General features: G+C 61.9%; 19 protein-coding genes. 11 read left to right on the top strand and 8 right to left on the bottom strand.

The features are described 5' to 3' along the window. Positions 1-74: 74 nt before the first annotated feature. On the bottom strand, positions 75-1,166 hold the full coding sequence (locus AC07S6_RS14795) for a calcium:cation antiporter (protein ID WP_003188263.1): 1,092 nt from the start codon (positions 1,164-1,166) through the stop codon (positions 75-77). 193 nt (positions 1,167-1,359) lie between these two features. Here AC07S6_RS14795 and AC07S6_RS14790 point away from each other — a divergent pair, with 193 nt between their 5' ends. Next, positions 1,360-2,313: an adenosine deaminase gene (locus tag AC07S6_RS14790; protein ID WP_133633993.1), complete on the top strand. Its 954-nt coding sequence runs from the start codon at positions 1,360-1,362 to the stop codon at positions 2,311-2,313. A 126-nt stretch (positions 2,314-2,439) separates the two neighbouring features. Here AC07S6_RS14790 and AC07S6_RS14785 read toward each other — a convergent pair whose 3' ends face one another. From AC07S6_RS14785 to vimR, 3 genes are all read right to left on the bottom strand, one after another. After that, positions 2,440-3,810 carry an MFS transporter gene (locus AC07S6_RS14785; RefSeq protein WP_197881104.1) on the bottom strand — a complete coding sequence of 457 codons (1,371 nt, stop codon included), beginning with the start codon at positions 3,808-3,810 and terminating at the stop codon, positions 2,440-2,442. A gap of 199 nt (positions 3,811-4,009) precedes the next feature. Continuing rightward, entirely contained in the window at positions 4,010-4,696 is a 687-nt protein-coding gene (locus AC07S6_RS14780; RefSeq protein ID WP_495112543.1) for an ArsR/SmtB family transcription factor, read from the bottom strand. A 134-nt stretch (positions 4,697-4,830) separates the two neighbouring features. Continuing rightward, positions 4,831-5,760 carry a transcription regulator VimR gene (vimR, locus tag AC07S6_RS14775; protein WP_197881108.1) on the bottom strand — a complete coding sequence of 310 codons (930 nt, stop codon included), beginning with the start codon at positions 5,758-5,760 and terminating at the stop codon, positions 4,831-4,833. Between the two features lie 117 nt (positions 5,761-5,877). Here vimR and AC07S6_RS14770 point away from each other — a divergent pair, with 117 nt between their 5' ends. The 3 genes from AC07S6_RS14770 (at position 5,878) to AC07S6_RS14760 (ending at position 7,648) form a co-directional block, all read left to right on the top strand. Beyond that, positions 5,878-6,171 carry a putative quinol monooxygenase gene (locus AC07S6_RS14770; RefSeq protein ID WP_003188253.1) on the top strand — a complete coding sequence of 98 codons (294 nt, stop codon included), beginning with the start codon at positions 5,878-5,880 and terminating at the stop codon, positions 6,169-6,171. Between the two features lie 137 nt (positions 6,172-6,308). Then, on the top strand, positions 6,309-7,322 hold the full coding sequence (locus tag AC07S6_RS14765) for a zinc-binding alcohol dehydrogenase family protein (RefSeq protein ID WP_495112542.1): 1,014 nt from the start codon (positions 6,309-6,311) through the stop codon (positions 7,320-7,322). Positions 7,323-7,468: 146 nt separating this feature from the next. Beyond that, positions 7,469-7,648 carry a hypothetical protein gene (locus AC07S6_RS14760; protein WP_014716767.1) on the top strand — a complete coding sequence of 60 codons (180 nt, stop codon included), beginning with the start codon at positions 7,469-7,471 and terminating at the stop codon, positions 7,646-7,648. Between the two features lie 8 nt (positions 7,649-7,656). Here the strand turns inward: AC07S6_RS14760 and AC07S6_RS14755 are convergent, their stop codons facing one another. Beyond that, complete coding sequence (locus tag AC07S6_RS14755) at positions 7,657-8,850, bottom strand: multidrug effflux MFS transporter (protein ID WP_105225627.1); 1,194 nt, start codon at positions 8,848-8,850, stop codon at positions 7,657-7,659. Positions 8,851-8,937: 87 nt separating this feature from the next. Continuing rightward, positions 8,938-9,135 (bottom strand): heavy-metal-associated domain-containing protein, encoded by a 198-nt coding sequence (locus AC07S6_RS14750; protein WP_014716765.1) that lies wholly within the window; start codon positions 9,133-9,135, stop codon positions 8,938-8,940. A gap of 147 nt (positions 9,136-9,282) precedes the next feature. On the opposite strand from AC07S6_RS14750, the gene AC07S6_RS14745 reads away from it, so the two are divergent. The 3 genes from AC07S6_RS14745 to cueR all read left to right on the top strand — a co-directional run bounded on the left by AC07S6_RS14745 (position 9,283) and on the right by cueR (position 12,489). Continuing rightward, entirely contained in the window at positions 9,283-9,663 is a 381-nt protein-coding gene (locus tag AC07S6_RS14745) for a hypothetical protein (protein ID WP_197881114.1), read from the top strand. A gap of 226 nt (positions 9,664-9,889) precedes the next feature. Further along, positions 9,890-12,091 (top strand): heavy metal translocating P-type ATPase, encoded by a 2,202-nt coding sequence (locus AC07S6_RS14740; protein WP_495112541.1) that lies wholly within the window; start codon positions 9,890-9,892, stop codon positions 12,089-12,091. Beyond that, positions 12,088-12,489 (top strand): Cu(I)-responsive transcriptional regulator, encoded by a 402-nt coding sequence (gene cueR, locus AC07S6_RS14735; RefSeq protein ID WP_495112540.1) that lies wholly within the window; start codon positions 12,088-12,090, stop codon positions 12,487-12,489. The genes AC07S6_RS14740 and cueR overlap by 4 nt, the downstream gene beginning before the upstream one ends. 139 nt (positions 12,490-12,628) lie before the next feature. On the opposite strand, the gene AC07S6_RS14730 is transcribed toward cueR, so the two are convergent. Then, on the bottom strand, positions 12,629-13,528 hold the full coding sequence (locus AC07S6_RS14730) for a PA4780 family RIO1-like protein kinase (RefSeq protein WP_495112539.1): 900 nt from the start codon (positions 13,526-13,528) through the stop codon (positions 12,629-12,631). Between the two features lie 134 nt (positions 13,529-13,662). After that, positions 13,663-14,940: an acetyl-CoA C-acetyltransferase gene (locus AC07S6_RS14725; protein WP_032902907.1), complete on the bottom strand. Its 1,278-nt coding sequence runs from the start codon at positions 14,938-14,940 to the stop codon at positions 13,663-13,665. A gap of 113 nt (positions 14,941-15,053) precedes the next feature. Between AC07S6_RS14725 and AC07S6_RS14720 the strand changes: the two genes are divergently transcribed. The 4 genes from AC07S6_RS14720 to AC07S6_RS14705 all read left to right on the top strand — a co-directional run bounded on the left by AC07S6_RS14720 (position 15,054) and on the right by AC07S6_RS14705 (position 21,298). Next, entirely contained in the window at positions 15,054-16,406 is a 1,353-nt protein-coding gene (locus tag AC07S6_RS14720) for a 3-oxoacyl-ACP reductase (protein WP_495112538.1), read from the top strand. Positions 16,407-16,408: 2 nt separating this feature from the next. Then, positions 16,409-17,257, top strand: coding sequence for a MaoC family dehydratase (locus AC07S6_RS14715; protein WP_495112537.1), 849 nt, complete (start codon positions 16,409-16,411; stop codon positions 17,255-17,257). A 303-nt stretch (positions 17,258-17,560) separates the two neighbouring features. Then, a complete protein-coding gene (locus AC07S6_RS14710) occupies positions 17,561-19,429 on the top strand; it encodes a collagen-like triple helix repeat-containing protein (protein ID WP_495112536.1) in 1,869 nt (622 codons plus the stop codon). Between the two features lie 186 nt (positions 19,430-19,615). Then, a complete protein-coding gene (locus AC07S6_RS14705; RefSeq protein WP_495112535.1) occupies positions 19,616-21,298 on the top strand; it encodes a ShlB/FhaC/HecB family hemolysin secretion/activation protein in 1,683 nt (560 codons plus the stop codon). The last annotated feature ends 282 nt before the right edge of the window (positions 21,299-21,580 follow it).

The raw sequence follows: 21,580 nt of genomic DNA, 5'->3' as shown, positions 1-21,580 counted from the left end.
TTGCTCCCGCTGGGGTGCGTAGCGCCCCCAAAAACCGGCTCCCCCATTGGATCTGCGGCGCCTTTCAAATCGGGTTACAGCCCCAACAGCGACAGCATGATAAAGGTCGCAAACAACACAAAATGCGTCATCCCTTCTATCGCATTGGTTTCACCATCGTTGAGGTTGATCGCGCTGACGATCAGCGTGATAAACACCATCACCGTTTGCACCGGCGTCATCGCCATCTGGAACGGCTGCCCGGTGTAGAGTGCCATGGCTTCCATCACCGGCACCGTCAGGATCACCGTGGACAACGAAGCCCCCAGCGCGATGTTGACCACCGATTGCATACGGTTGGCCAACGCGGCGCGCAATGCCGTGAGGATTTCCGGAGCGGCCGAGATAGCCGCCACCACAATCGCGGTAATCACTGGTGGTGCGCCTGTGCCTTCCAGGCCCAGGTCGAGCGTCTTGGACATCACCTCGGCCAGCGCGCCAATCACGATCACCCCAAACACCAGGGTCGCAATGGAAAACGTCAGGCTGACAGACGGCGCGTGCTCGTCTTCCGGCTGTTTCTTACGACGTTTTTCCGGGTAGCTGTAGCTGAAGAAGTAACTGTGCGGCCCCACCTGCATGCGCAGGAACAAGGTGTAAAGCACCACCATCGCGCCAATGGTGAAGGCCGAGTAAATTTTCCAGTCCGCTTCGGGGATAAATTCCGGCACTACCATCGACACACCCATGGCGGTAAGGATCATCACACTGTAGGTGCGCGCCGAGTCATCGTTGTAGGATTGTTCGCCATGCTTGATGCCGCCCATCAGCGCAGCCAGGCCGAGGATACCGTTGATATCGAGCATCACCGCTGAGTAGATGGTGTCGCGCACCAGGGTGGGCGATGGCTCGTTACTCATCATGATCGCCAGGATCACCACTTCCACCAATACCGCGGCGAGGGTCAGGATCATGGTGCCGTAGGGGTCGCCGACTTTTTCCGCCAACTGCTCGGCGTGATGGGCCACGCGCATCGACGCCATCACGATAAACGCGATCAGCGCAAAGCCGGCCAACAGCGCAACCAGTTGGCCGCTGTGGAGCATCCAGTGTTCCAGCGGGTAGGCGGCGATGGCGGCAATCAGCGCCAGCAGCATGAATTTTTCTTGCTTGAGGGATGTGAGCATTCCGGGCCTTTTCGTACAGCGAATCAGTCATTGATGGGGTACAGACTGCGCCGAGCCGCTAACGTTTCGTTACACCTTAGTTCAGGCCGCCCTTGCGTGAGTGACACAAATACTCTCCTGCTGGTCAGGTTTTGCCGATTATTTCAGCCATGGCCTGTAGAATGCCGCCATTGCACCTGATGAGATTTTAAAAATGTACGATTGGCTCAACGCCCTGCCCAAGGCTGAATTGCACCTGCACCTGGAAGGCTCGCTGGAGCCTGAGTTGCTGTTCGCCCTGGCCGAGCGCAACAAGATTGCGCTGCCATGGAACGACGTCGAAACCCTGCGCAAGGCCTACGCCTTCAACAACCTGCAAGAGTTTCTCGACCTGTATTACAAGGGCGCCGATGTGCTGCGCACGTCCCAGGACTTCTACGACCTGACCTGGGCCTACCTGCTGCGCTGCAAGGCCCAGAACGTGATCCACACCGAACCCTTCTTCGACCCGCAAACCCACACCGACCGTGGCGTGCCGTTCGAAGTGGTGCTCAACGGCATCGCCGCTGCGCTTAAAGACGGCGAGCAGCAACTGGGCATCACCAGCGGTTTGATCCTCAGCTTCCTGCGCCACCTGAGCGAAGACGAAGCGCAGAAAACCCTCGACCAGGCGCTGCCGTTCCGTGACGCGTTCGTGGCTGTGGGCCTGGACAGCTCGGAAATGGGCCACCCACCGAGCAAGTTCCAGCGCGTGTTCGACCGTGCCCGCCACGAAGGCTTCCTCACCGTCGCCCACGCTGGCGAAGAAGGCCCGCCCGAGTACATCTGGGAAGCCCTCGACCTTCTGAAAATCCAGCGCATCGACCACGGCGTGCGCGCCATCGAAGACGAGCGTTTGATGCAGCGCATCATCGACGAGCAGATCCCGTTGACCGTGTGCCCGCTGTCCAACACCAAGCTCTGCGTGTTCGACGACATGGCCCAGCACAACATCCTCGACATGCTCGAGCGTGGCGTGAAAGTCACCGTGAACTCGGATGACCCGGCGTACTTCGGCGGCTACGTCACCGAGAACTTCCATGCGCTGTACACCAGCCTGGGCATGACCCAGGACCAGGCCAAACGCCTGGCGCAGAACAGCCTGGATGCGCGGCTCGTGAAGCCATAACTGAATAGACTTGGACTCAAACTGTGGGAGCTGGCTTGCCTGCGATAGCGGTGTATCAGCCAGCCTCTTATTGCCTGACCTACCGCTATCGCGGGCAAGCCCGGCTCCCACATGGCCCCATCAGCTTCAAGCCTGGGTGAGTTCTTCCAGGGTCTTGCCCTTGGTCTCCATCCCGAACAGCCACACCACCAGCGCCGCCACCGCAAAGCACAGCGCGCCCAAGGCAAATACCCCGCCCTGCCCGGTTATCGGGAACACCAACCCGGTCACCAACGGCCCCAGCAACGAACCAACCCGCCCAATCGCCGACGCAAACCCCGAGCCGGTTGCACGTGCCGAGGTGGGATACAACTCCGGCGTGTAGGTGTACAGCACCGCCCACATGCCAAACAGGAAAAACTGCATCAATAACCCCGAGGTGATCAGCAGGCCCACGTTGCCGCCAAACACTGCGCTCTGCCCATACAGAAACGCCATTACCCCGCCGCCCAGCAGGGTCACCACGCACACAGGCTTGCGTCCCCAGCGCTCCACCAACCACGCTGCCATCAAAAAACCTGGGATTCCGCCCAGGGAAATGATCACCGTGTAATACACCGACTGAGTCACGGCAAAACCCGATTGCTGCAACAACGCACTCAACCACGACGTCAGCCCGTAGAACCCGAGCAGGGCGAAGAACCACACACTCCAGATCATCATCGTGCGTTGGCGGTACTGCGCCGACCACAGCTGCTGGAACGCGGAGAAAAACGTCCCCGGCGCACTCTCGATCCGTGGCAGGGCAATCGGCTCCGGCAACTCGGCGCGGCCCAGGGAATCGCGCACCTTCTGCTCGATGCCAAGCAAGACCTTGTCCGCCGCCTCATGACGCCCAGCCTGTTCCAGCCAACGCGGCGACTCCGGGATGAAGAAGCGGATGGCCAGCACGAACACCGCCGGTACCGCCAGCACCAGGAAGATGTCGCGCCAGCCAATCACCGGCAACAAGAAGTAAGACAGTACGCCCGCAGCCACAAAGCCCAACGGCCAGAAACCATCCATCAAGGCGATATAGCGCCCGCGCCTTTTGGCGGGGATCAGTTCCGACAGCATCGACTGGGCAATGGGAAACTCCATGCCCATGCCAATGCCCAGCAGGATCCGAAACAACGTCAGCGTCTCCACCGTCTGGGCCGTGGAACACAGGTAGCTCGCCAGGCCCCAGAGCACGATGCTCCACTGAAACACCGGTTTGCGACCGAAGCGATCAGCAAGCATCCCGGACAGCGAAGCGCCCACCACCATGCCGAAAAAACTCGAACTGGCCAGCAACCCGGCCTGGGCCGTGCTCAGGCCAAACTCGGTTTTGATCGAGCCCAACAGGAAGGTCATCATCGCCAGGTCCATGGAGTCAAAGAAAAACGCCAGGGCGATGATGATGAAAATGATTCGGTGGTAACCGCTGATGGGCAACCGTTCCAGGCGTTCCGCCGCGCTATAACCCTGCCTACCCATGCCACACCCCTCGTATGAAAAATCCCCCTTGCGAGTGTGCGGCATCGTTTGCGCTGGCTATTGCTGGATGCGACCTGACGACAGCTCAGAACGACGCCAGCGCCTGTAGGAGCGAGCTTGCTCGCGAAGATCGTCAACCATAACGCGGGCTTCTGGATAAAACGCGGCGCACTCGAGTTTTTCGCGCGCAAGCTCGCTCCTACAGTTTGGCGATGCGGGCTATGTGCTCCAGCCCCACATCAGTAACAGAAAAGGCACGTGACTCGTTGATTACGCTGATCCAGTTCGCCTGCAGAAACAGTTGCATCAAGCCCGACCCCAACGCACCGCCCAGGTGGGGTTGTTGCTGGCTCCAGTCGAAACAGTCGCAGGCCAGCGGCGATGCCAATGCCTGGGTAAAAATGCCCAGCTGCGCCAACGCCTGCACGCCCTTGGGTGTCACCTCTGTACGCGGCTCATGGCGCTCGATCCACCCGGCCTCAAGCATCCGTTGATACAACTGCGCCGCCAGCTCGCCGCCGAGGTGGCCATGGCACCAGCGGGCACGGCGCAGCAATGGCGGTGCGCGCAGCGCCGCTGGCAAAACATCAGGTGTGCTGCGGGCCGCGCTGGCCATAGTGGTGCTGGCCAGCGCATCAATGGCGGCACTGACATCGGCCGCCGCTACACGAAACAGGCGCTGGCCCCGCCGCGCCTCGATCCGCAACAGGCCGCTGCCGGACAGCCGCGCCAAATGTGCATTGGCTGACGCCGGCGACAGCCCGGCCAGCGTCGCCAGCTCTTCGGAAGTCTTCGCCGAACCGTCCATCAAGGCCCAGAGCATGGCCGTGCGTTTAGGCTCGGCGAGCAAGCTGGCGATCTGACTGATGCAAGGTGCTGCTCCCATGTATTCACTCCCTGTTAAACCATTTTTCTGCTGCGGTTGACGCCCAAGTATAGGTGCGCAGGCAATAGGTTCCGCGGTGTCTGACAGTGCAGATCAGGACAGGATATGAGTGAAACTTCCGAGCGTGGCGCAGGCTATTGACGAGAAGCTATTCGTCCCGGTCGCTGCGCCGTCAATGTCGCACAACGGGACACGAGCATGTCCCGCAGCAGATTGATGGGTTTACTCAATTGCGCACGGTGGGCGCACAGCAGGTTGAGCGGGGTGCGCTCACCCTGCAGTTCCGGCAGGATCAGACGCAAGCGCCCGGCCAGCACATCGGTGCTCACATCCAGCCACGACTTGTAGGCAATGCCCATGCCCGCCACCGCCCAGCGGCGTACCACATCGGCGTCATCGCTGAAGCGATCGCCGCTCACCGTCATACCCACATGACGCTTGCCATCGAAAAAAACCCAGTGGTCGTGGACGCGGCTGCCGAGCATGTACAGCAGGCAATTGTGCTGGGCCAATTGCTCCAGATGGCGCGGCTCGCCATGCCGGGCGAGGTAACTGGGGGCGGCGCAGAGTACGCGAATATTGTCCGGAGCAATGGGCAGCGCAATCAGGCTGGAGTCTTCGGGTTCGCCGTAACGCAGGGCAATGTCCACGGGCTGGCGGAACAGGTCGGCGATGCGATCACCGAGCAACAGGCGCACGTTCAGTTGCGGATGCTCCTGCTGGAACGCATCCAGCCACGGCAACAGCTGGTTGCGACCGAAATCCGAGGGCGCCGACAATTGCAGCACACCACTGACATGATCCTGGCCACTGGCCAATAGGCGCCGCCCTTCATCCAGCGCGCTCAGTGACGCCCGCGCGTACGCAAGGAAGCCCTCGCCTTCGGCTGTCAGGCGCAGGCTGCGGGTGGAGCGCGCCAGCAAGCGCGTACCCAGTTGCTGTTCGATACGCTTGAGCGCGGCACTGGCCACCGCCGGTGACAGGTCCATGACCCGCGCCGCAGCCGACAGGCTACCCAAGTCGGCGGCCCGCACAAACAACTGCAAATCATCAAAACGCAGCATGCATTTCCGCTCATTATCAATATTTAGTTGAAACAGCCTGCTGTTTTAGCCGCTTTTATCGGCGTGGGAAATAGCCAATCATCTGCCCATCCCGTTAGCCCGTGCCCGGAGTCGACTATGTCCACCGCTTTTAATGTCATCGCCACGCTGATCGCCAAACCCGGCCAGCACGCCACCCTGGAAACCCTGCTGCGCGGCCTGCTGGAACCGACCCGCCTGGAAGCCGGTTGCGAGCAGTACGACCTGCACCAGGACCTGCAGCACCCCGAGACCTTCTACATGCTCGAGCGCTGGAGCGACGACGCTGCGCTGGCCGACCACGACCAGAGCGCGCATATCCAGAGCTTTCGCGCCAAGGCCGCCGATGTGATCGAACACTTCGAACTCAAGCGCCTGAAATTTCTCGCCTGATCCCGCCTTTTTTGTAGGAACGAGCGTGCTCGCGAAAACCCCAACGACGAGGCGCGAAACCAGAAACACCGCGTCATCGTTAACGATCTTCGCGAGCAAGCTCGCTCCTACCTTGACCGTATTCACTTGGAGTCATCATGAAAGCCATTGCCTACTACGCCTCACTGCCGATCAACGATCCAGAATCCCTGCAAGACATCGAATTACCAGCCCCCGTTGCCGGCCCCCGTGACCTGTTGGTGGAAGTCAAAGCCATCTCGGTCAACCCAGTGGACACCAAGGTGCGCCAGAACGTCGCCCCGGAAAATGGCGCCGCCAAGGTGCTGGGTTGGGACGTGGCGGGTGTGGTCAAGGCGGTCGGCAGTGACGTGACGTTGTTCAAGGCCGGCGACAAGGTGTACTACGCCGGTTCCCTGGTACGCCCAGGCGGCAACAGCGAATTGCACACTGTTGACGAGCGCATCGTCGGCCATATGCCCCGAAGCCTGGGGTTTGCCGAAGCGGCCGCATTGCCGCTGACCGCTATCACTGCGTGGGAGCTGTTGTTCGAACGTTTGCAGGTGACTGAAGGCAAAGACGATCAAGGCCAGAGCCTGCTGATCGTCGGCGCTGCCGGTGGTGTGGGGTCGATCCTGACTCAGTTGGCCAACCAGCTCACCGCGTTGAAGGTTATCGGCACCGCCTCGCGCCCCGAGACTCACGCATGGGCCAAGGCCCTGGGAGCACACGTGGTGATCGACCACAGCCAGCCGCTGAGCGAAGTGTTGAAACAGGCCGGGCACGGGCAAGTGACCCACGTCGCCAGCCTGACCCAGACCGAGCAACACCTGGACCAATTGGTCGAAGCACTGCAACCCCAAGGCAAGCTGGCGTTGATCGACGATCCCAAGGCCCTGGATGTGAGCAAGCTCAAGCGCAAGAGCCTGTCGCTGCACTGGGAGTTCATGTACACCCGTTCGATGTTCGAGACCCCAGACATGATCGAGCAGCACAACCTGCTCAACCGCGTGGCCGAACTGATCGACGCCGGCACCCTGAAAACCACGGTGGGCGAGCACTTCGGCGTGATCAATGCGGTGAACCTGCGCCGCGCCCACGCCCTGCTGGAAAGCGGCAAGGCCAAGGGCAAGATTGTGCTGGCAGGGTTCTGAAAAAACGGCTGTCAGTGTCGTCCGTTATCCACGTAGGTAACGGACGACACCATTAGTCCGAGAGTTGATCCTTGTCATATTTATGCGCCCGTTCAGGTTTATATTGGCCGCCTTTGCCACGATTCTTTTACGTGAGGAAGTCAGCAATGAAAATCCTGATAAAAGCGTTAGCAAAATCCCCAGGCAGCCAATGGCAAGTTCGTCTCGACGGCGAGGCCATCACCTTTCGCAGTGAAGCCGAGGCCCGCGCCTTCGCCGACACGCTGCAGGCCCGGATCCAGGCTCCCCACCGCTTCCCCCTCAACCAGCAACGTTCCGCTGGCTGAACCGAACGTCAGACCTGCGCCTGTACGGCCCTTGCCCGTTGCAGGCGCTGGGTCGCCATGGCAATGGTCACCGCCAGCACCCCGCAGAGGCAGATGACCATGGCCATCGGCATTGCCGTGCCGTCGTGCAACACACCGACCAACGACGCCGCGCCTGCCGCCACACCGAACTGAATGCAACCGAGCAACGCCGATGCGCTGCCGGCCCGAGCCCCCTGCCCGCTCATGGCACAGGCCGAGGTATTCGGCAAAATGCAGCCCAGGCTGGCGATGCAGATAAACAGCGGCACCAATAACGGCCATAGTGCCTCAGTGCGCAACGCGGCAATTCCCAACAGCGTCAACGCCGCCGCCACGTACACCCACACGGTGCGCGACAACAAAAACGCCGGGCCGCGCTTGGCGAGCAATCTTGCGTTCAGTTGCGCCACCAGGATAAAGCCCGCGGCGTTGGAGCCGAACAACCAGCCGTAATGCTCGGCCGGCACGCCATAGAGCTTGATAAACACGAAGGGGGAGCCGGCGATGTAGGCAAACATCCCGGCAATCGAGATGCCGCCGGTCAAGGCATAGCCCAGGTACACCCGGTCTGACAGTAGCGAGCCGTAGCGGCGCAACGAGCCCGACAACGGCTGGCGCGGCTGATCGGCCGGGAAGGTTTCCGGCAACCCGACCGCCACGGCGATGGCCGCCATCACGCTGAACAACGACAACGCCAGGAAAATCGACTGCCAGCCCCACACGCCGACCATCAGGCCACCGGCCAATGGCGCCAGGATCGGGGCCAGGCCGGTCACCAGCATCAGTTGCGAATACACCTTGGCCGAGCCCACAGCATCGCATTTGTCACTGACTACCGCCCGGGAAATCACCATACCCGCACACCCGCCAAGGGCCTGCACGAAGCGTGCACCAATCAACCATTCCAGGGACGGCGCATAGGCGCAGGCGAAGGACGCGAGGGTAAACAGGGTGACGCCGCTGAGCAGCGGCACGCGCCGGCCAAAGCGGTCGGCCAGCGGCCCGTAGATCAATTGGCCAATAGCCAGGCCCGCGAAATACACCGCCAGGGTCAGCTGGATATGTTTTTCGTCAGTGGCGAAGGCTGAGGCCATTGCCGGAAAGCCCGGCAGGTAAAAGTCGATCGCCAACGGCGCGAAGGCGCTCAAGGCGCCCAGAATCAGGATTATGCGAAGGTTCATCAGACACCCAAGTGAGTCGGCAGCTCAACAGTCTAGCCGCGCTTGGGTGCCATGAACATTACGTTAGGTGGCTAACGATCAGAAAAATCACGCCAGCTTGGCGCTGTAGCCTTCTTCGGTTATCAGGCCGATCACGTCATCTGCAGATAAGCGGCTTTCCACACCCACTTCTTTCGCTGCCAAATCCACCTTTACACTCGCCGCCGGATCCTTGCTCTGTACCGCCTGGGTCACCGCTTTAACGCAGTGGCCGCAGGTCATTCCTTCAACGCTGAATATTTGCATGACATGACTCCTTTGATGAGGTTGAGCCCAGTGTCGAGCTTGCCATGATGGCAAGGTCAAGTTCTCAGTATTTCTGCCGGGCTGGTATTCGGCGGCGACGTCGGCCAAGCTTCAACCTTCCTAGCTGTGAACCACGGAGCATTCGCCATGCGCTGGTTGTTTTTTGCCCTTGCCGGCCTGATGAGTTTGCCTGCCGCTGCGCCCCAGGCCCTCGCTGCTGAAGATTATGCGGTGCTGATTATTTCCCGCGAACGCCTGGAAGTGCCGACCCACTGCGAGATCGGCCTGTATATCCAGGACCAACTGGCCGGGCGTCTGTTCCAGGAACAGGCCACCTCCTTCAACCTTCCCCCTGGCGATGTGTCGTTGCGCCTGAAAGTGTTGCCGAGCCAGGCCCCCGGCTGTCTGCCAGGCATGCTCGCGCCACCCGCGCAGAACATCACCTTGAAAGCCGGTGACGTACGCAAATTACGCATTGCCCAGGGCCCGGACGGCATGTACCTCAAAGCCGCGGCACTGGAATACTGAGTAACCCCACGATCGTTCCCACGCTCTGCGTGGGAACGCCTCATCGGACGCGCTGCGTCCCGGGTACAAGGCGCTACTTCAACGCCAGGGTGACGCGGAGCGTCACGGGCTGCATTCCCACGCAGAGCGTGGGAACGATCGGCGCAGAGCGTGGGAACGATCGGGCTTGACCTTCCCCACAGGTTAAGGTTGATCCTAGTGGCAACTTCTTCTGGAGGACTGCCCCATGAATGGATCCACCACCTTTGACCTGCCCATCGGCGGCATGACCTGTGCCAGCTGTGCCGGGCGGGTCGAACGCGCGCTGGGCAAAGTGCCGGGTGTGCAACGTGTCAGCGTCAACCTGGCCAATGAGCGCGCGCACATCGAAGTACAGGGCCAGATGGACCCCAGCGTGCTGATCGCAGCTGTCGACAAAGCCGGCTACACCGCCACCCTGCCCCAAAGCGAAACCGCCACCGACGCCGATCAAGCCCGGCGCCTACGCCGCGAGCGCTGGTCGCTGGTGGCGGGCATTTTGCTGGCGTTGCCCTTGGTGCTGCCGATGCTGGTAGAACCCTTCGGCCTGCACTGGATGCTCCCGGCCTGGATACAGTTTGCCCTGGCCACGCCAGTGCAATTCATCCTGGGTGCGCGCTTCTATGTCGCCGCCTGGAAAGCCGTGCGCGCCGGCGCCGGCAATATGGACCTGCTGGTGGCGATCGGCACCAGTGCCGGCTACGGCTTGAGTATCTATGAATGGCTCACCGCCGCCCCAGGCGTGACGCCGCACCTGTACTTCGAAGCCTCGGCGGTGGTAATCGCCCTGGTGCTGCTGGGCAAATACCTGGAAAGCCGCGCCAAGCGCCAGACCGCCAGCGCCATCCGCGCCCTTGAAGCCTTGCGGCCGGAGCGGGCGATTCGCGTGCAGGACGGCCGCGAAGAAGACGTCGCCATCAGTGCGTTGAAGCACGGCGACCTGGTGCTGGTCAAACCCGGCGAACGCTTCCCGGTGGACGGTGAGGTGGTGGAAGGCCAGAGCCATGCCGATGAGGCGCTGATCAGTGGCGAAAGCCTGCCGGTGCCCAAACAACCCGGCGACGCGGTCACCGGTGGCGCCATCAACGGTGAAGGCCGTTTGCTGGTGCGCACCCTGGCCCTGGGCGCAGAAAGTGTGCTGGCGCGCATCATCCGCCTGGTCGAAGACGCCCAGGCCGCCAAGGCACCGATCCAGAAACTGGTGGATAAAGTCAGCCAGGTGTTCGTGCCGGCCGTGCTGGTATTGGCGCTGATCACCGTAGTTGGCTGGTGGCTGTATGGCGCATCCCTGGAAACCGCCATCATCAATGCGGTGGCCGTATTGGTGATCGCCTGCCCTTGTGCCCTGGGCCTGGCCACACCGACCGCGATCATGGCCGGCACTGGCGTCGCCGCACGCCATGGCATCCTGATCAAGGACGCCGAAGCCCTGGAGCGCGCCCATGCCGTGAGCGCCGTGGTGTTCGACAAAACCGGCACCCTCACCTCAGGCGCGCCCAAGATTGCGCATTTGGCGGCCGTGGATGGTGACGAAGCCCTATTGTTGCAACAGGCCGGCGCCCTGCAACGCGGCAGTGAGCACCCACTGGCCAAAGCCGTGCTGGATGCTTGCCGCGAAAGAGGCTTGGACGTGGCCGATGTGAGCGCCAGCCAATCCCTGACCGGGCGCGGCATTGCCGGTACGCTCGATGGTCGGCCACTGGCGCTGGGCAATCGCCGCTTGCTGGAAGAGACCGGCCTGGACGCAGGCGATTTAGGCCCGCGTGCCAAGGAATGGGAAGCCGAAGGCCGCACCTTGTCCTGGCTGATCGAACAAGGCGCGCAACCTCGTGTGCTGGGGCTGTTTGCCTTTGGCGACACGCTCAAGCCCGGCGCGTTGCAAGCCGTGCAACAACTCAAGGCGCAGCACATCAGCAGCCACCTGATCACCGGCGATAACCACGGCAGTGCACGGGTGGTGGCCGAGGCCCTGGGCATCGACGATGTGCATGCCGAAGTACTGCCCGCCTATAAAGCCGCTGCCGTGGCCGAGCTGAAAAAAACCGGCGTGGTGGCCATGGTCGGCGACGGTATCAACGATGCACCAGCCCTGGCCGCTGCCGATATCGGCATCGCCATGGGCGGCGGCACCGACGTGGCCATGCACGCCGCCGGTATCACCTTGATGCGTGGCGACCCGCGCCTGGTGCCGGCCGCCCTGGAGATCAGCCGCAAAACCTACGCGAAAATTCGACAGAATCTGTTCTGGGCCTTTGTGTATAACTTGATCGGCATTCCCCTGGCCGCCTTCGGCCTGCTCAACCCGGTACTGGCTGGCGCCGCCATGGCCTTGTCCAGCGTCAGCGTGGTGAGTAACGCCCTGCTGTTGAAAACCTGGAAACCCAAGGACTTGGAGGATCAACGCCCATGAACATCGGCCAAGCCGCCCGCACCAGCGGGCTAAGCGCGAAGATGATTCGCTACTACGAAGCCATTGGCCTGCTGAAAACCGCCCACCGCACCGACAGCGGCTACCGGGTGTACAGCCACGACGACCTGCACACCCTGACGTTCATCAAGCGCTCGCGGGACCTGGGGTTTTCACTGGAAGAAGTCGGCAAGTTGCTGACCCTGTGGGAGGACCGGCAGCGGGCCAGCGCCGACGTAAAAGCCTTGGCGCGCCAGCACATCGACGAGCTGAACCACAAGATTCGCGAGCTGGGGCAACTGCGCGATACCTTGCAGGACCTGATGGAGCACTGCCAGGGCGATCACCGGCCCGATTGCCCGATCCTCAAGGAGTTGGCAGCGGGCAACTGCTGCGCCTGACTGGACAAACGCAAAACCCAATGTGGGAGCTGGCTCTTGTGGCGAGGGAGCTTGCTCCCGCTGGGGTGCGAAGCGCACCCCAAAAAAGCCAGCACCCGCTGCGCGGGTGAACGGGAGCAAGCTCCCTCGCCACAGTGAGTTACTGCATCCAAGGCGGCGGCGGTGGCTCGTCCGGCACTTTGCTCGGTGGCGCGTCATCCGCCGCGCGAATCGCCTGGCGACGCTCTTCATCCAGCCGCGCCGCTTCGATCTCACGGATCACACCGCCCACATCCGCCAGTTCTTCCGGTTCGTCGAACTCACCGGTCAATACACTGGCCGGGTGCAAGGTGCCGGCTTCATACAGCGCCCACATTTCCTTGGCGTACTTGGTTTTCTTCAACTCCGGGGCAAAACGCCCGAAGTAGGAAGCCATGTTGCCGACATCGCGCTCCAGCATGCTGAACGCGTGGTTGTTGCCCGCCGCATCCACCGCCTGGGGCAGGTCGATGATTACCGGGCCCGTAGGCGTGAGCAGTACGTTGAACTCGGACAGGTCACCGTGCACCAGGCCGGTGCACAGCATCAGCACGATCTGGGAGATCAGGAAGGCGTGGTATTCGCGCGCCTGGTCCGGCTCCAGCACTACGTCATTCAGACGCGGCGCCGCATCGCCGTATTCGTCGGCCACCAGTTCCATCAACAGTACGCCTTCGAGAAAGTCGAACGGCTGGGGCACACGAACGCCCGCACCGGCCAGGCGAAACAGCGCCGCCACTTCCGCGTTCTGCCAGGAATCTTCGGTTTCTTTCTTGCCGAACTTGGAGCCCTTGGCCATGGCTCGTGCCTGGCGGCTGTTACGGACCTTACGGCCTTCCTGGTATTCGGATGCCTGACGAAAACTTCGTTTATTCGCCTCCTTGTAAACCTTGGCGCAACGCAATTCATTGCCGCAGCGCACCACATAAACAGCTGCTTCTTTACCACTCATCAGAGGGCGCAGCACTTCGTCGACCAGACCGTCTTCGATCAGGGGTTCAATGCGTTTAGGAGTCTTCATCAGCTTTTATTGTGGGTCCTGTATTACCAAACACGCGTGTGGAACTCGTTATACGGCAATCGGCTCGCCGGGGGGAGAGGCTACTGACCTCTGACCCCTTGAGAATGCATTCAATGGGCCAATTTTGTCGGCAATCAGCGTTCGATAATCGCCGTCACGCCTTGGCCACCGGCGGCACAAATGGAAATCAGCCCACGGCCCTTGCCCGCCGCATCCAACAATTTAGCCAAGTTGGCGACGATTCGCCCACCGGTGGCGGCAAACGGATGGCCCGCCGCCAGGGAACTGCCCTTGACGTTGAGCCGGCTGCGGTCGATCGACCCCAGCGGTGCGTCCAGGCCCAGGCGGGTCTTGCAATAGTCGGCGTCTTCCCAGGCCTTGAGCGTGCACAGCACTTGGGCGGCGAAGGCCTCGTGGATCTCGTAGTAATCAAAGTCCTGCAAGGTCAGGCCGTTGCGCGCCAGCAAGCGTGGCACCGCATACACCGGCGCCATCAACAGGCCCTCGGCGCCGTGGACGAAATCCACCGCCGCTGCTTCGCCATCGCGCAGGTAAGCCAGGATCGGCAGGCCGCGCTCCTTGGCCCACGCCTCGCTGCCCAGCAGCACCAGAGAGGCACCATCGGTCAGCGGCGTGGAGTTACCGGCGGTGAGCGTGCCCTTTTCGCTGCGCTCGAAGGCCGGCTTGAGGCTGGCGAGTTTTTCCAGGGTCAGGTCGGGGCGCAGGTTGTTGTCGCGGGTGAGGCCGAGAAAGGGCGTGAGCAAATCGTTGTGCCAGCCCTCGGCGTAGGCCGCCGCCATCTTCTGGTGGCTCTCCAGCGCAAGCTGGTCCTGCTCGGCGCGGGGGATCTGCCAGGTCTGGGCCATCAGCTCGCAGTGCTGACCCATGGACAAACCGGTGCGCGGTTCGCCGTTGCGCGGCAGTTCCGGCTTGAGGTGATGAGGACGAAGTTGTAACAGGAGTTTTAATTTATCTCCCAGGGATTTGCTGCGGTTGGCTTGCAGCAGGATCTTGCGCAGCCCTTCATTCACACCAATCGGTGCATCCGAGGTGGTGTCCACCCCGCCGGCAATGCCGCATTCAATCTGGCCCAGGGCGATTTTATTGGCCACCAGCAGCGCCGCCTCCAGCCCCGTGCCACAGGCTTGCTGAATGTCGTACGCAGGGGTTTGCGGTGACAGGCGCGAGCCGAGCACGCATTCACGCGTCAGGTTGAAATCACGGGAATGCTTGAGCACCGCGCCGGCGGCCACCTCGCCCATGCGCAGGCCGTGCAGGTTGTAGCGCTCGATCAGGCCCTCCAGCGCGGCAGTCAGCATCGCCTGGTTACTCGCCGTGGCATAGGGGCCATTGGAACGGGCGAAAGGAATGCGGTTACCGCCAATGATCGCTACACGGCGCAATTGAGTCATGGAAAGCTCCCTTGTGGTGGTGGGTGGAATCATCAAGCCTAGCCTAGGCTCAATCGAACGACTGCCACCCCAGGGTGGTCAACCTTTGAACCCCAGCCTTCGGAGAGCGTTCCATGTCTGACCGTTATATCGACTTCGCCAACTCAAGCCTCGGCCATCGCCTGGTCGCCGCCATTGGCCTGCCGTCACCGGTACGCCTGGAACGCTGGCAAGCCGGGCGCCTGCGCCCGGTCGAAGGCGCCCTGCTGCTGGGCGGTGGCGCATTGGCAACCCAGGTGCTGGCGTTTGCCAACCGACTCACCGACGCCGTCTACAGCTACGGCGCCGAAGCCTCGACAGCGCCCGCGTGGATTCCAGGACACGGCCCCAAGCTCAAGGCGGTGGTGTTCGACGCCAGTGCTTTGCAGCACACCGACCAGCTCAAGCAACTGCGCGAATTCTTCCAGCCGCTGCTGAAAAATCTCGACCACAGTGCACACCTGGTAATCCTTGGCCGAGCGCCGGAAAGCCTCAGCGACCCCTTCGCCGCTAGCGCCCAGCACGCCCTGGAAGGCTTCAGCCGCTCCCTGGCCAAGGAGCTGCGCAGCGGTGGCGTGCTGCAGTTGCTGTACGTGGGCGACGGCGCCGAAGACCAGTTGGAAGGCGCGCTGCGGTTTTTCCTCTCGCCCAAAAGCGCTTATATCTCCGGCCAGGTGATTCGCCTGGCGGCCTGCGATACCCCGGTGCAAGATTGGACGCGCCCGCTGGCCGGGCGCAAGGCATTGGTTACCGGCGCCGCTCGAGGCATCGGTGCCTCCATCGCCGAAACCCTGGCCCGCGACGGCGCCGAGGTCATTCTGCTCGATGTGCCCCAGGCCAAGGCCGACCTTGAAGCCCTGGCCGCACGCCTGAATGCGCGCACGGTGGTGCTGGATATCTGCGCTGAAGATGCCGCACGCCAACTGATCGAGCACCTGCCAGACGGGCTCGACATCCTGGTGCACAACGCCGGCATCACCCGCGACAAAACCCTGGCCAACATGACCCCGGAATACTGGGACGCAGTGCTGGCGGTCAACCTCAAGGCTGCGCAAGTGCTGACCAAGGCCCTGCTCGACAACGGCACCCTGCAAAACAACGCTCGGGTGGTGTTGCTGGCCTCCATCAGTGGCATCGCCGGCAATCGAGGGCAAACCAACTATGCCGCAAGCAAGGCCGGATTGATCGGCCTGGCTCAAGCCTGGGCGCCGCTGTTGAAGGAACGTGGGATCAGCATCAACGCCATTGCGCCTGGGTTTATCGAAACCCAGATGACCGCGCATATCCCCTTCGCCCTGCGTGAGGCCGGGCGCCGCATGAGTTCCCTGGGTCAAGGTGGCTTGCCCCAGGATGTGGCCGAAGCCGTCGCCTGGCTGAGCCAGCCGGGCTCCGGTGCGGTCAGCGGCCAGACGCTGCGAGTGTGTGGGCAAAGTCTTCTGGGAGCGTAAGCATGCAATGGCAAACGTTGGACAGCACCCCGTCTCTACTGCCGCTGTATTGGCGCGCGGCGCTCAAGCGCAAGATCACCGGCAGCACATTGCCCGAACGTGGGTTGCGCTGCCCGATAAGTGTCAATCCCGGCGCGGTTGCGGCTTATCGCAAGGTATGCGGCTTTGCTGACAGCCCGATGCTGCCCGCGACTTATCCGCATATCCTCGCGTTCGGCCTGCAACTGCAATTGCTGACGGACAGGACTTTTCCATTTCCGCTGCTGGGGTTGATCCACCTGCGCAATCGCATCCGGATTCATCGGCCTTTAGGTGGAGTCGGTGACGTGAGTGTCGGTGTCTACGCACGCAATCTCAGCCCCCATCCCAAGGGGGCCACCTTTGACATCGTCACCGTTATAGAGGATGCCCTTGGGCTCTTGTGGGAAGCCGAAAGCCAAATGTTATGCCGGGGCGTGAAGCTGGAAGGCGAAGCCCTGGAGAGCGGATTGCAAACCCCAGACACGCTCACCGAATTGACGCGCTGGAAAGCGCCCACTGACATAGGCCGCCGCTACGCACGCGTGTCTGGCGACTACAACCCTATCCACCTCAGTGCGCCTACCGCCAAGCTTTTCGGTTTTCCCCAGGCCATCGCCCACGGGTTGTGGAACAAGGCGCGCACCCTCGCGGCGCTGGCAGAACACTTGCCGGCCGCCAATATTGAAATTGACGTCGAGTTCATGAAGCCGGTACGCCTGCCCAGTGAAGTGATATTAATAAGTAGCGCGGCCGGTTCCAGCGGAGGGTTGGAACTCAAAGGCGCTGGGGATATTCAACATATGCGGGGCAAGTGGCAGCCGACTTCCTGAAAACCCCCTGATTAATTGTATATATACACCCTAAGTTATAGCGGACCTTGAAAGGTCCGCAGATTTTTTACAAGCCTTTGATTTTAATCATCTAAAAATTCCGAAACACCGTCCCATTACACCTTTGGTATTAGTTCCTAAGCCGACTAAACCCGGGTGTATATAAATCGTTAATACCAAATTGAGCATTGCGTGAAAGAGTGCCCTGGCCTGAGATAGCCACACGGACAAATCTATCGTTATCCAAAGAAATAACGAGGGTTTGAAACAACCAAGGTTGTACCAGGTGCAAGGAACTCAATCATGAAAACTCAAGTCGTGTTTTGGAAAGCAAGTACCGCGCTGGCCCTCGTTCTGGCAATGAGCCTGGGCGGCTGCAGCAGCGGTGGTGGCGGGCATAAATCCAGCGTGGCGGCGTCATCGCCGGATGCGGGTGCAGGCGCCGGAGGCGGCACAGGTGGCGGTGATGGCGGTACAGGCGGTGGGACCGGTGGTGGCACAGGTGGCGGTGACGGCGGCACTGGCGGTGGGACCGGTGGTGGCACGGGCGGTGGTGACGGCGGAACTGGCGGTGGCACCGGCGGTGGTACTGGTGGCGGCACCGGCGGCGGTACTGGTGGCGGCACTGGCGGTGGTACTGGTGGCGGCACCGGCGGCGGCACCGGCGGTGGTACTGGTGGCGGCACCGGCGGCGGCACTGGCGGTGGTACTGGTGGCGGCACCGGCGGCGGCACTGGCGGTGGTACTGGTGGCGGCACCGGCGGTGGTACTGGCGGCGGCACCGGCGGTGGTACTGGTGGCGGCACCGGCGGCGGCACCGGCGGTGGTACTGGTGGCGGCACCGGCGGCGGTACTGGTTCGACAACCACCCCACTGGTCACCGGCCAGATTGCCGGCACCCTTGGCACCACTGTGGGCAATGTCGGCACAGCGGTCGGTAACTTGGGTTCGACGTTGAATGGCGTACCCATCGTCGGCGCAACCGCTGGCGGCCTGGTCACCTCGGCAGGCACCGCTGTTAACAGCATCGGCACAGGTGTGACCACCGGCCTGGGCTCACTGGGCACCAACACCAACTCCCTGGGCACCACGGTGGCAGGCGTAGGTAACGGCGTGGCCGACCTGGGCGGCGGCCTCTCGACCACCGGCCAAACACTGTCAACCACTCTCGGCGGAATACCTGTGGTCGGCGGCGCGACAGGCGGAGTGGGCACTGCGGTAGGTGGCGTTGTGGATAAAGTCGGCACCACCGTCACCATGCTCGGCGATACCCTCAGTACGGCCAGCACCACCGGCCCGCTGGGTTCGTTGACCAACACCTTGGGCAGCAAAGTCGTGGTGCCTGTGGTGTCGCTGGTGGAAAACACCACCGGCAACCTGGGTAACGCAACCGGCCTGGGCACTCCACTCAATGGCGTACTGGATAAGGTCGGTTCGGCTGTCACTGGCCTGGGTACTCAAGTCGCCAGCACGGGCGGCACGGGCAACCCGGTCACCGGCGTTGTCGGCACCGTACTCACCGGCGTCGGTGGCACACTGGATAAATCAGGTGGCTATGTCGCCCCAACCGGTGGCACCTCGGCTCCCGGCATTCCGGAACTGGTGGGTGGCCTGGTGGCTAACGTGGGTACCGGCCTGAACGTGGGCAATACCAACGGCACAGTCAGTGCAACGGGTGTGACCGGTGGTGCAGTCGGCGGCACCGTTGCGTCGCTGGGCACTGTGCTGGGTGGCACAGGTGTAGCAAACACCGCAGCTACCGCACCGGTCGCCACCGTAGCGGCCAATGTCGGCGCAGCGCTCAACCCTATGACCAGCGGCGTCACCAACCTGACCCAAACCATCGGCACCACTACCGGTGTGGGTGCTCCGGTCAATGGTCTGGTGACTCAAGTCGGCGGCGCTGTGAGCAGCGTGGGCACTAACTTGACGGCAGCCAATGCCAACCCGATCACCAACGCGGTAGGCACCACCGTCACAGCGGTCGGCGGCACCGTCGCCTCGGTGGGTGGCCTGGTAACCGGCGGCACGACTGGCGGCACCAGCGGTGGTTTGCTCGGCGGCCTGAATATCGGCACCACCGCCACAGCAACCGGCACTGCCACCACCACGGGCGGCACTACGGCCACAGGCGGTCTGGGCGGTTTGTTGAATGGCCTGACCGGCAAATAGAAATGCACCTGGCCGATTAGACGGCCTCCCCTACAGCGCCTACGCTTGGTTGAGACGAGAGAACTTTAATAAGTCTCTCGTCTTTTTTATGGGCAGCGACACCTGTGATCAGTCGCCGCCCTCCCGAACCGAGTCCCAGAACCCGGCGGGCCCGAAGCGCTGCTGCAGTTGACCATGGAGTGTCCTATGCGCGTGTTGACCCCGTTGTTATTGCTCACCCTCAGTGCTTACGCCCAGGCCGAGACCCTTCCCAGCTTTCTTAACAGCAACGACACTGTCCGCACCCTGCCGGTGCCCAACCTGCCCGCCGACGCCTATCGACCGCCCACGTCGAAAACCCAGGTACCCGAGGCGCCGCCGACTGCCGGCCAGCCGCTGTTGATGGACACCAAGGTCACTATTCGAAAATTGCAGATCGAAGGCGGAACGGTCTACCCGCTCGCCGAGACGGCGCAGGTGTATGCGCCGTTGATTGGACGTGAAACCAACCTTGCGCAACTGATTGAAGCGACCCGTGGCATCACCCGCCGTTATCAGGAGAATGGCTACCTGCTGTCCTACGCCTTCCTGCCGCAACAGAACTTCGAAAATGGCCTGGTCCGCGTGGTACTGGTGGAAGGCTACATCAAGGACTATCAACAAACCGGCGACATTGGTTCGGTGTCGGCCTACGTCGATAAACTCGCGCAAAAGCTCCTGGCCGAACGCCCACTGACTCGCAAGACCTTCGAGCGCTATACCACGCTGATGAGCCGCATCCCCGGCCTCAGCGTACAAGCGCAAGTACCGCCGCCAGGCACCACCGATGGCGCCACGCACATGCAGATCCAGGCCAGCCGCAAACCTTTCACCACCAGCATGAGCCTGGTGCAGAAAAGCCGTGGCGGCACGCAAGCGTTGCTGAGCGCCACCAGCAATTCCCAGACGTCCATGGGCGAGCAGCTCAGCGTCAGCGGCCTGTTCCCACCCGGCGAGGACAAAGAGCATTACTACCGCGTGGACTACAACCAATTCATCAATGCCGAAGGCACTCAACTGGCGCTCGCCGCCGAGCGCTATCGCGCCGACCCCAGCAGCAGCGTGCAACTGGACGGCGGTTTCGAACTCAAGCCGCACCAGTCCATCGACCGCTACTCCATCGGCCTGAGCCACCCGTTCATTGCCTCCCCGACCGAGTCCTTCACCCTGGGCACACGCCTGTACGCGGTCGACCAGACCACGCGCTATAAACTGGTGGGTTACCCGCTGCGTTTCGACATCGAATCCAACCTGCGCGCCCTGGCCTTCGAAGGTGATTGGCGCAAAGCCGACGCGCGACGCCTACGCATCATCAGCGGTGGCCTGTACCAGGGCATCGATGGCCTGGGCGCCAAGGCCCGCAGTGACCTGGACGTGGCTAAACCCGACCTCGACTTCTTCCGCCTGCGCCTCTCCGGCGTGCAAAGCGACAAGTTCTTCGACAACTGGCAAGGCGTACTTTCCGGCGCGCTGTACTGGAGCAACAACACCCTGCCCGACAGCGAACGCGCCACCTTCGGTGGGCAAAATTTCGGCCGTGGCTACCCGGACGACCAAGGCTCGGGCGACAAGGGCTGGGGGGTGGCGTACGAGGTCAACTACAGCTTCAACCGCGCCGGCAACTGGGTGAAAATCCTGCAACCCTACGTCGTAGTCGATCGCGCCAAATCCTGGTTCAACGACCTGCCGGTCAAGGCCAACGACATGTCGTCGGCGGCGGTAGGTTTACGCTTTGGCGACAACAAGTATTACAACATCGCGCTGGAAGCGGCCAAGCCAATGTCGGATATCGCCCTCGACAGCTTTAACCGCAGGCCGCGGTATACGCTGAGCTTCAGTTATCAACTGTGACGAGGGCACCTGTAATCAATGTGGGAGCTGGCCTGCCTGCGATGGCGCTCTTCGGGTCGACCATTTAATTGGGTTGGAATGAGTACATATCTCGGTTGTCTGCCATACCGCCTTCGCGAGCAAGCCCGCTCCACAGTTGGGTTTCGGAGTGTCTGGCTGTTAGTCGTTGATTGTCATGACGTCATCGCAGGCAAGCCAGCTCCCACACAGGCCTGTATTGCTCACAGAATCAGTGCATGGCACAGATCCCTGCGGCCTGACAGCCGAAACCTCCCTACCTGA

The sequence above is a fragment of the Pseudomonas sp. GW821-FHT07B01 genome (assembly GCF_059419065.1).
Note: the sequence above shows the minus strand (reverse complement) of the source record. Positions and strands in the feature narration are given on the sequence as shown.

Bases quoted from the DNA above. Each gene is read 5' to 3' on its own strand.
- AC07S6_RS14795 (WP_003188263.1), bottom strand. From the start codon at position 1,166: ATGCTCACATCCCTCAAGCAAGAAAAATTCATGCTGCTGGCGCTGATT.
- AC07S6_RS14790 (WP_133633993.1), top strand. From the start codon at position 1,360: ATGTACGATTGGCTCAACGCCCTGCCCAAGGCTGAATTGCACCTGCAC.
- AC07S6_RS14785 (WP_197881104.1), bottom strand. From the start codon at position 3,810: ATGGGTAGGCAGGGTTATAGCGCGGCGGAACGCCTGGAACGGTTGCCC.
- AC07S6_RS14780 (WP_495112543.1), bottom strand. From the start codon at position 4,696: ATGGGAGCAGCACCTTGCATCAGTCAGATCGCCAGCTTGCTCGCCGAG.
- vimR (WP_197881108.1), bottom strand. From the start codon at position 5,760: ATGCTGCGTTTTGATGATTTGCAGTTGTTTGTGCGGGCCGCCGACTTG.
- AC07S6_RS14770 (WP_003188253.1), top strand. From the start codon at position 5,878: ATGTCCACCGCTTTTAATGTCATCGCCACGCTGATCGCCAAACCCGGC.
- AC07S6_RS14765 (WP_495112542.1), top strand. From the start codon at position 6,309: ATGAAAGCCATTGCCTACTACGCCTCACTGCCGATCAACGATCCAGAA.
- AC07S6_RS14760 (WP_014716767.1), top strand. From the start codon at position 7,469: ATGAAAATCCTGATAAAAGCGTTAGCAAAATCCCCAGGCAGCCAATGG.
- AC07S6_RS14755 (WP_105225627.1), bottom strand. From the start codon at position 8,850: ATGAACCTTCGCATAATCCTGATTCTGGGCGCCTTGAGCGCCTTCGCG.
- AC07S6_RS14750 (WP_014716765.1), bottom strand. From the start codon at position 9,135: ATGCAAATATTCAGCGTTGAAGGAATGACCTGCGGCCACTGCGTTAAA.
- AC07S6_RS14745 (WP_197881114.1), top strand. From the start codon at position 9,283: ATGCGCTGGTTGTTTTTTGCCCTTGCCGGCCTGATGAGTTTGCCTGCC.
- AC07S6_RS14740 (WP_495112541.1), top strand. From the start codon at position 9,890: ATGAATGGATCCACCACCTTTGACCTGCCCATCGGCGGCATGACCTGT.
- cueR (WP_495112540.1), top strand. From the start codon at position 12,088: ATGAACATCGGCCAAGCCGCCCGCACCAGCGGGCTAAGCGCGAAGATG.
- AC07S6_RS14730 (WP_495112539.1), bottom strand. From the start codon at position 13,528: ATGAAGACTCCTAAACGCATTGAACCCCTGATCGAAGACGGTCTGGTC.
- AC07S6_RS14725 (WP_032902907.1), bottom strand. From the start codon at position 14,940: ATGACTCAATTGCGCCGTGTAGCGATCATTGGCGGTAACCGCATTCCT.
- AC07S6_RS14720 (WP_495112538.1), top strand. From the start codon at position 15,054: ATGTCTGACCGTTATATCGACTTCGCCAACTCAAGCCTCGGCCATCGC.
- AC07S6_RS14715 (WP_495112537.1), top strand. From the start codon at position 16,409: ATGCAATGGCAAACGTTGGACAGCACCCCGTCTCTACTGCCGCTGTAT.
- AC07S6_RS14710 (WP_495112536.1), top strand. From the start codon at position 17,561: ATGAAAACTCAAGTCGTGTTTTGGAAAGCAAGTACCGCGCTGGCCCTC.
- AC07S6_RS14705 (WP_495112535.1), top strand. From the start codon at position 19,616: ATGCGCGTGTTGACCCCGTTGTTATTGCTCACCCTCAGTGCTTACGCC.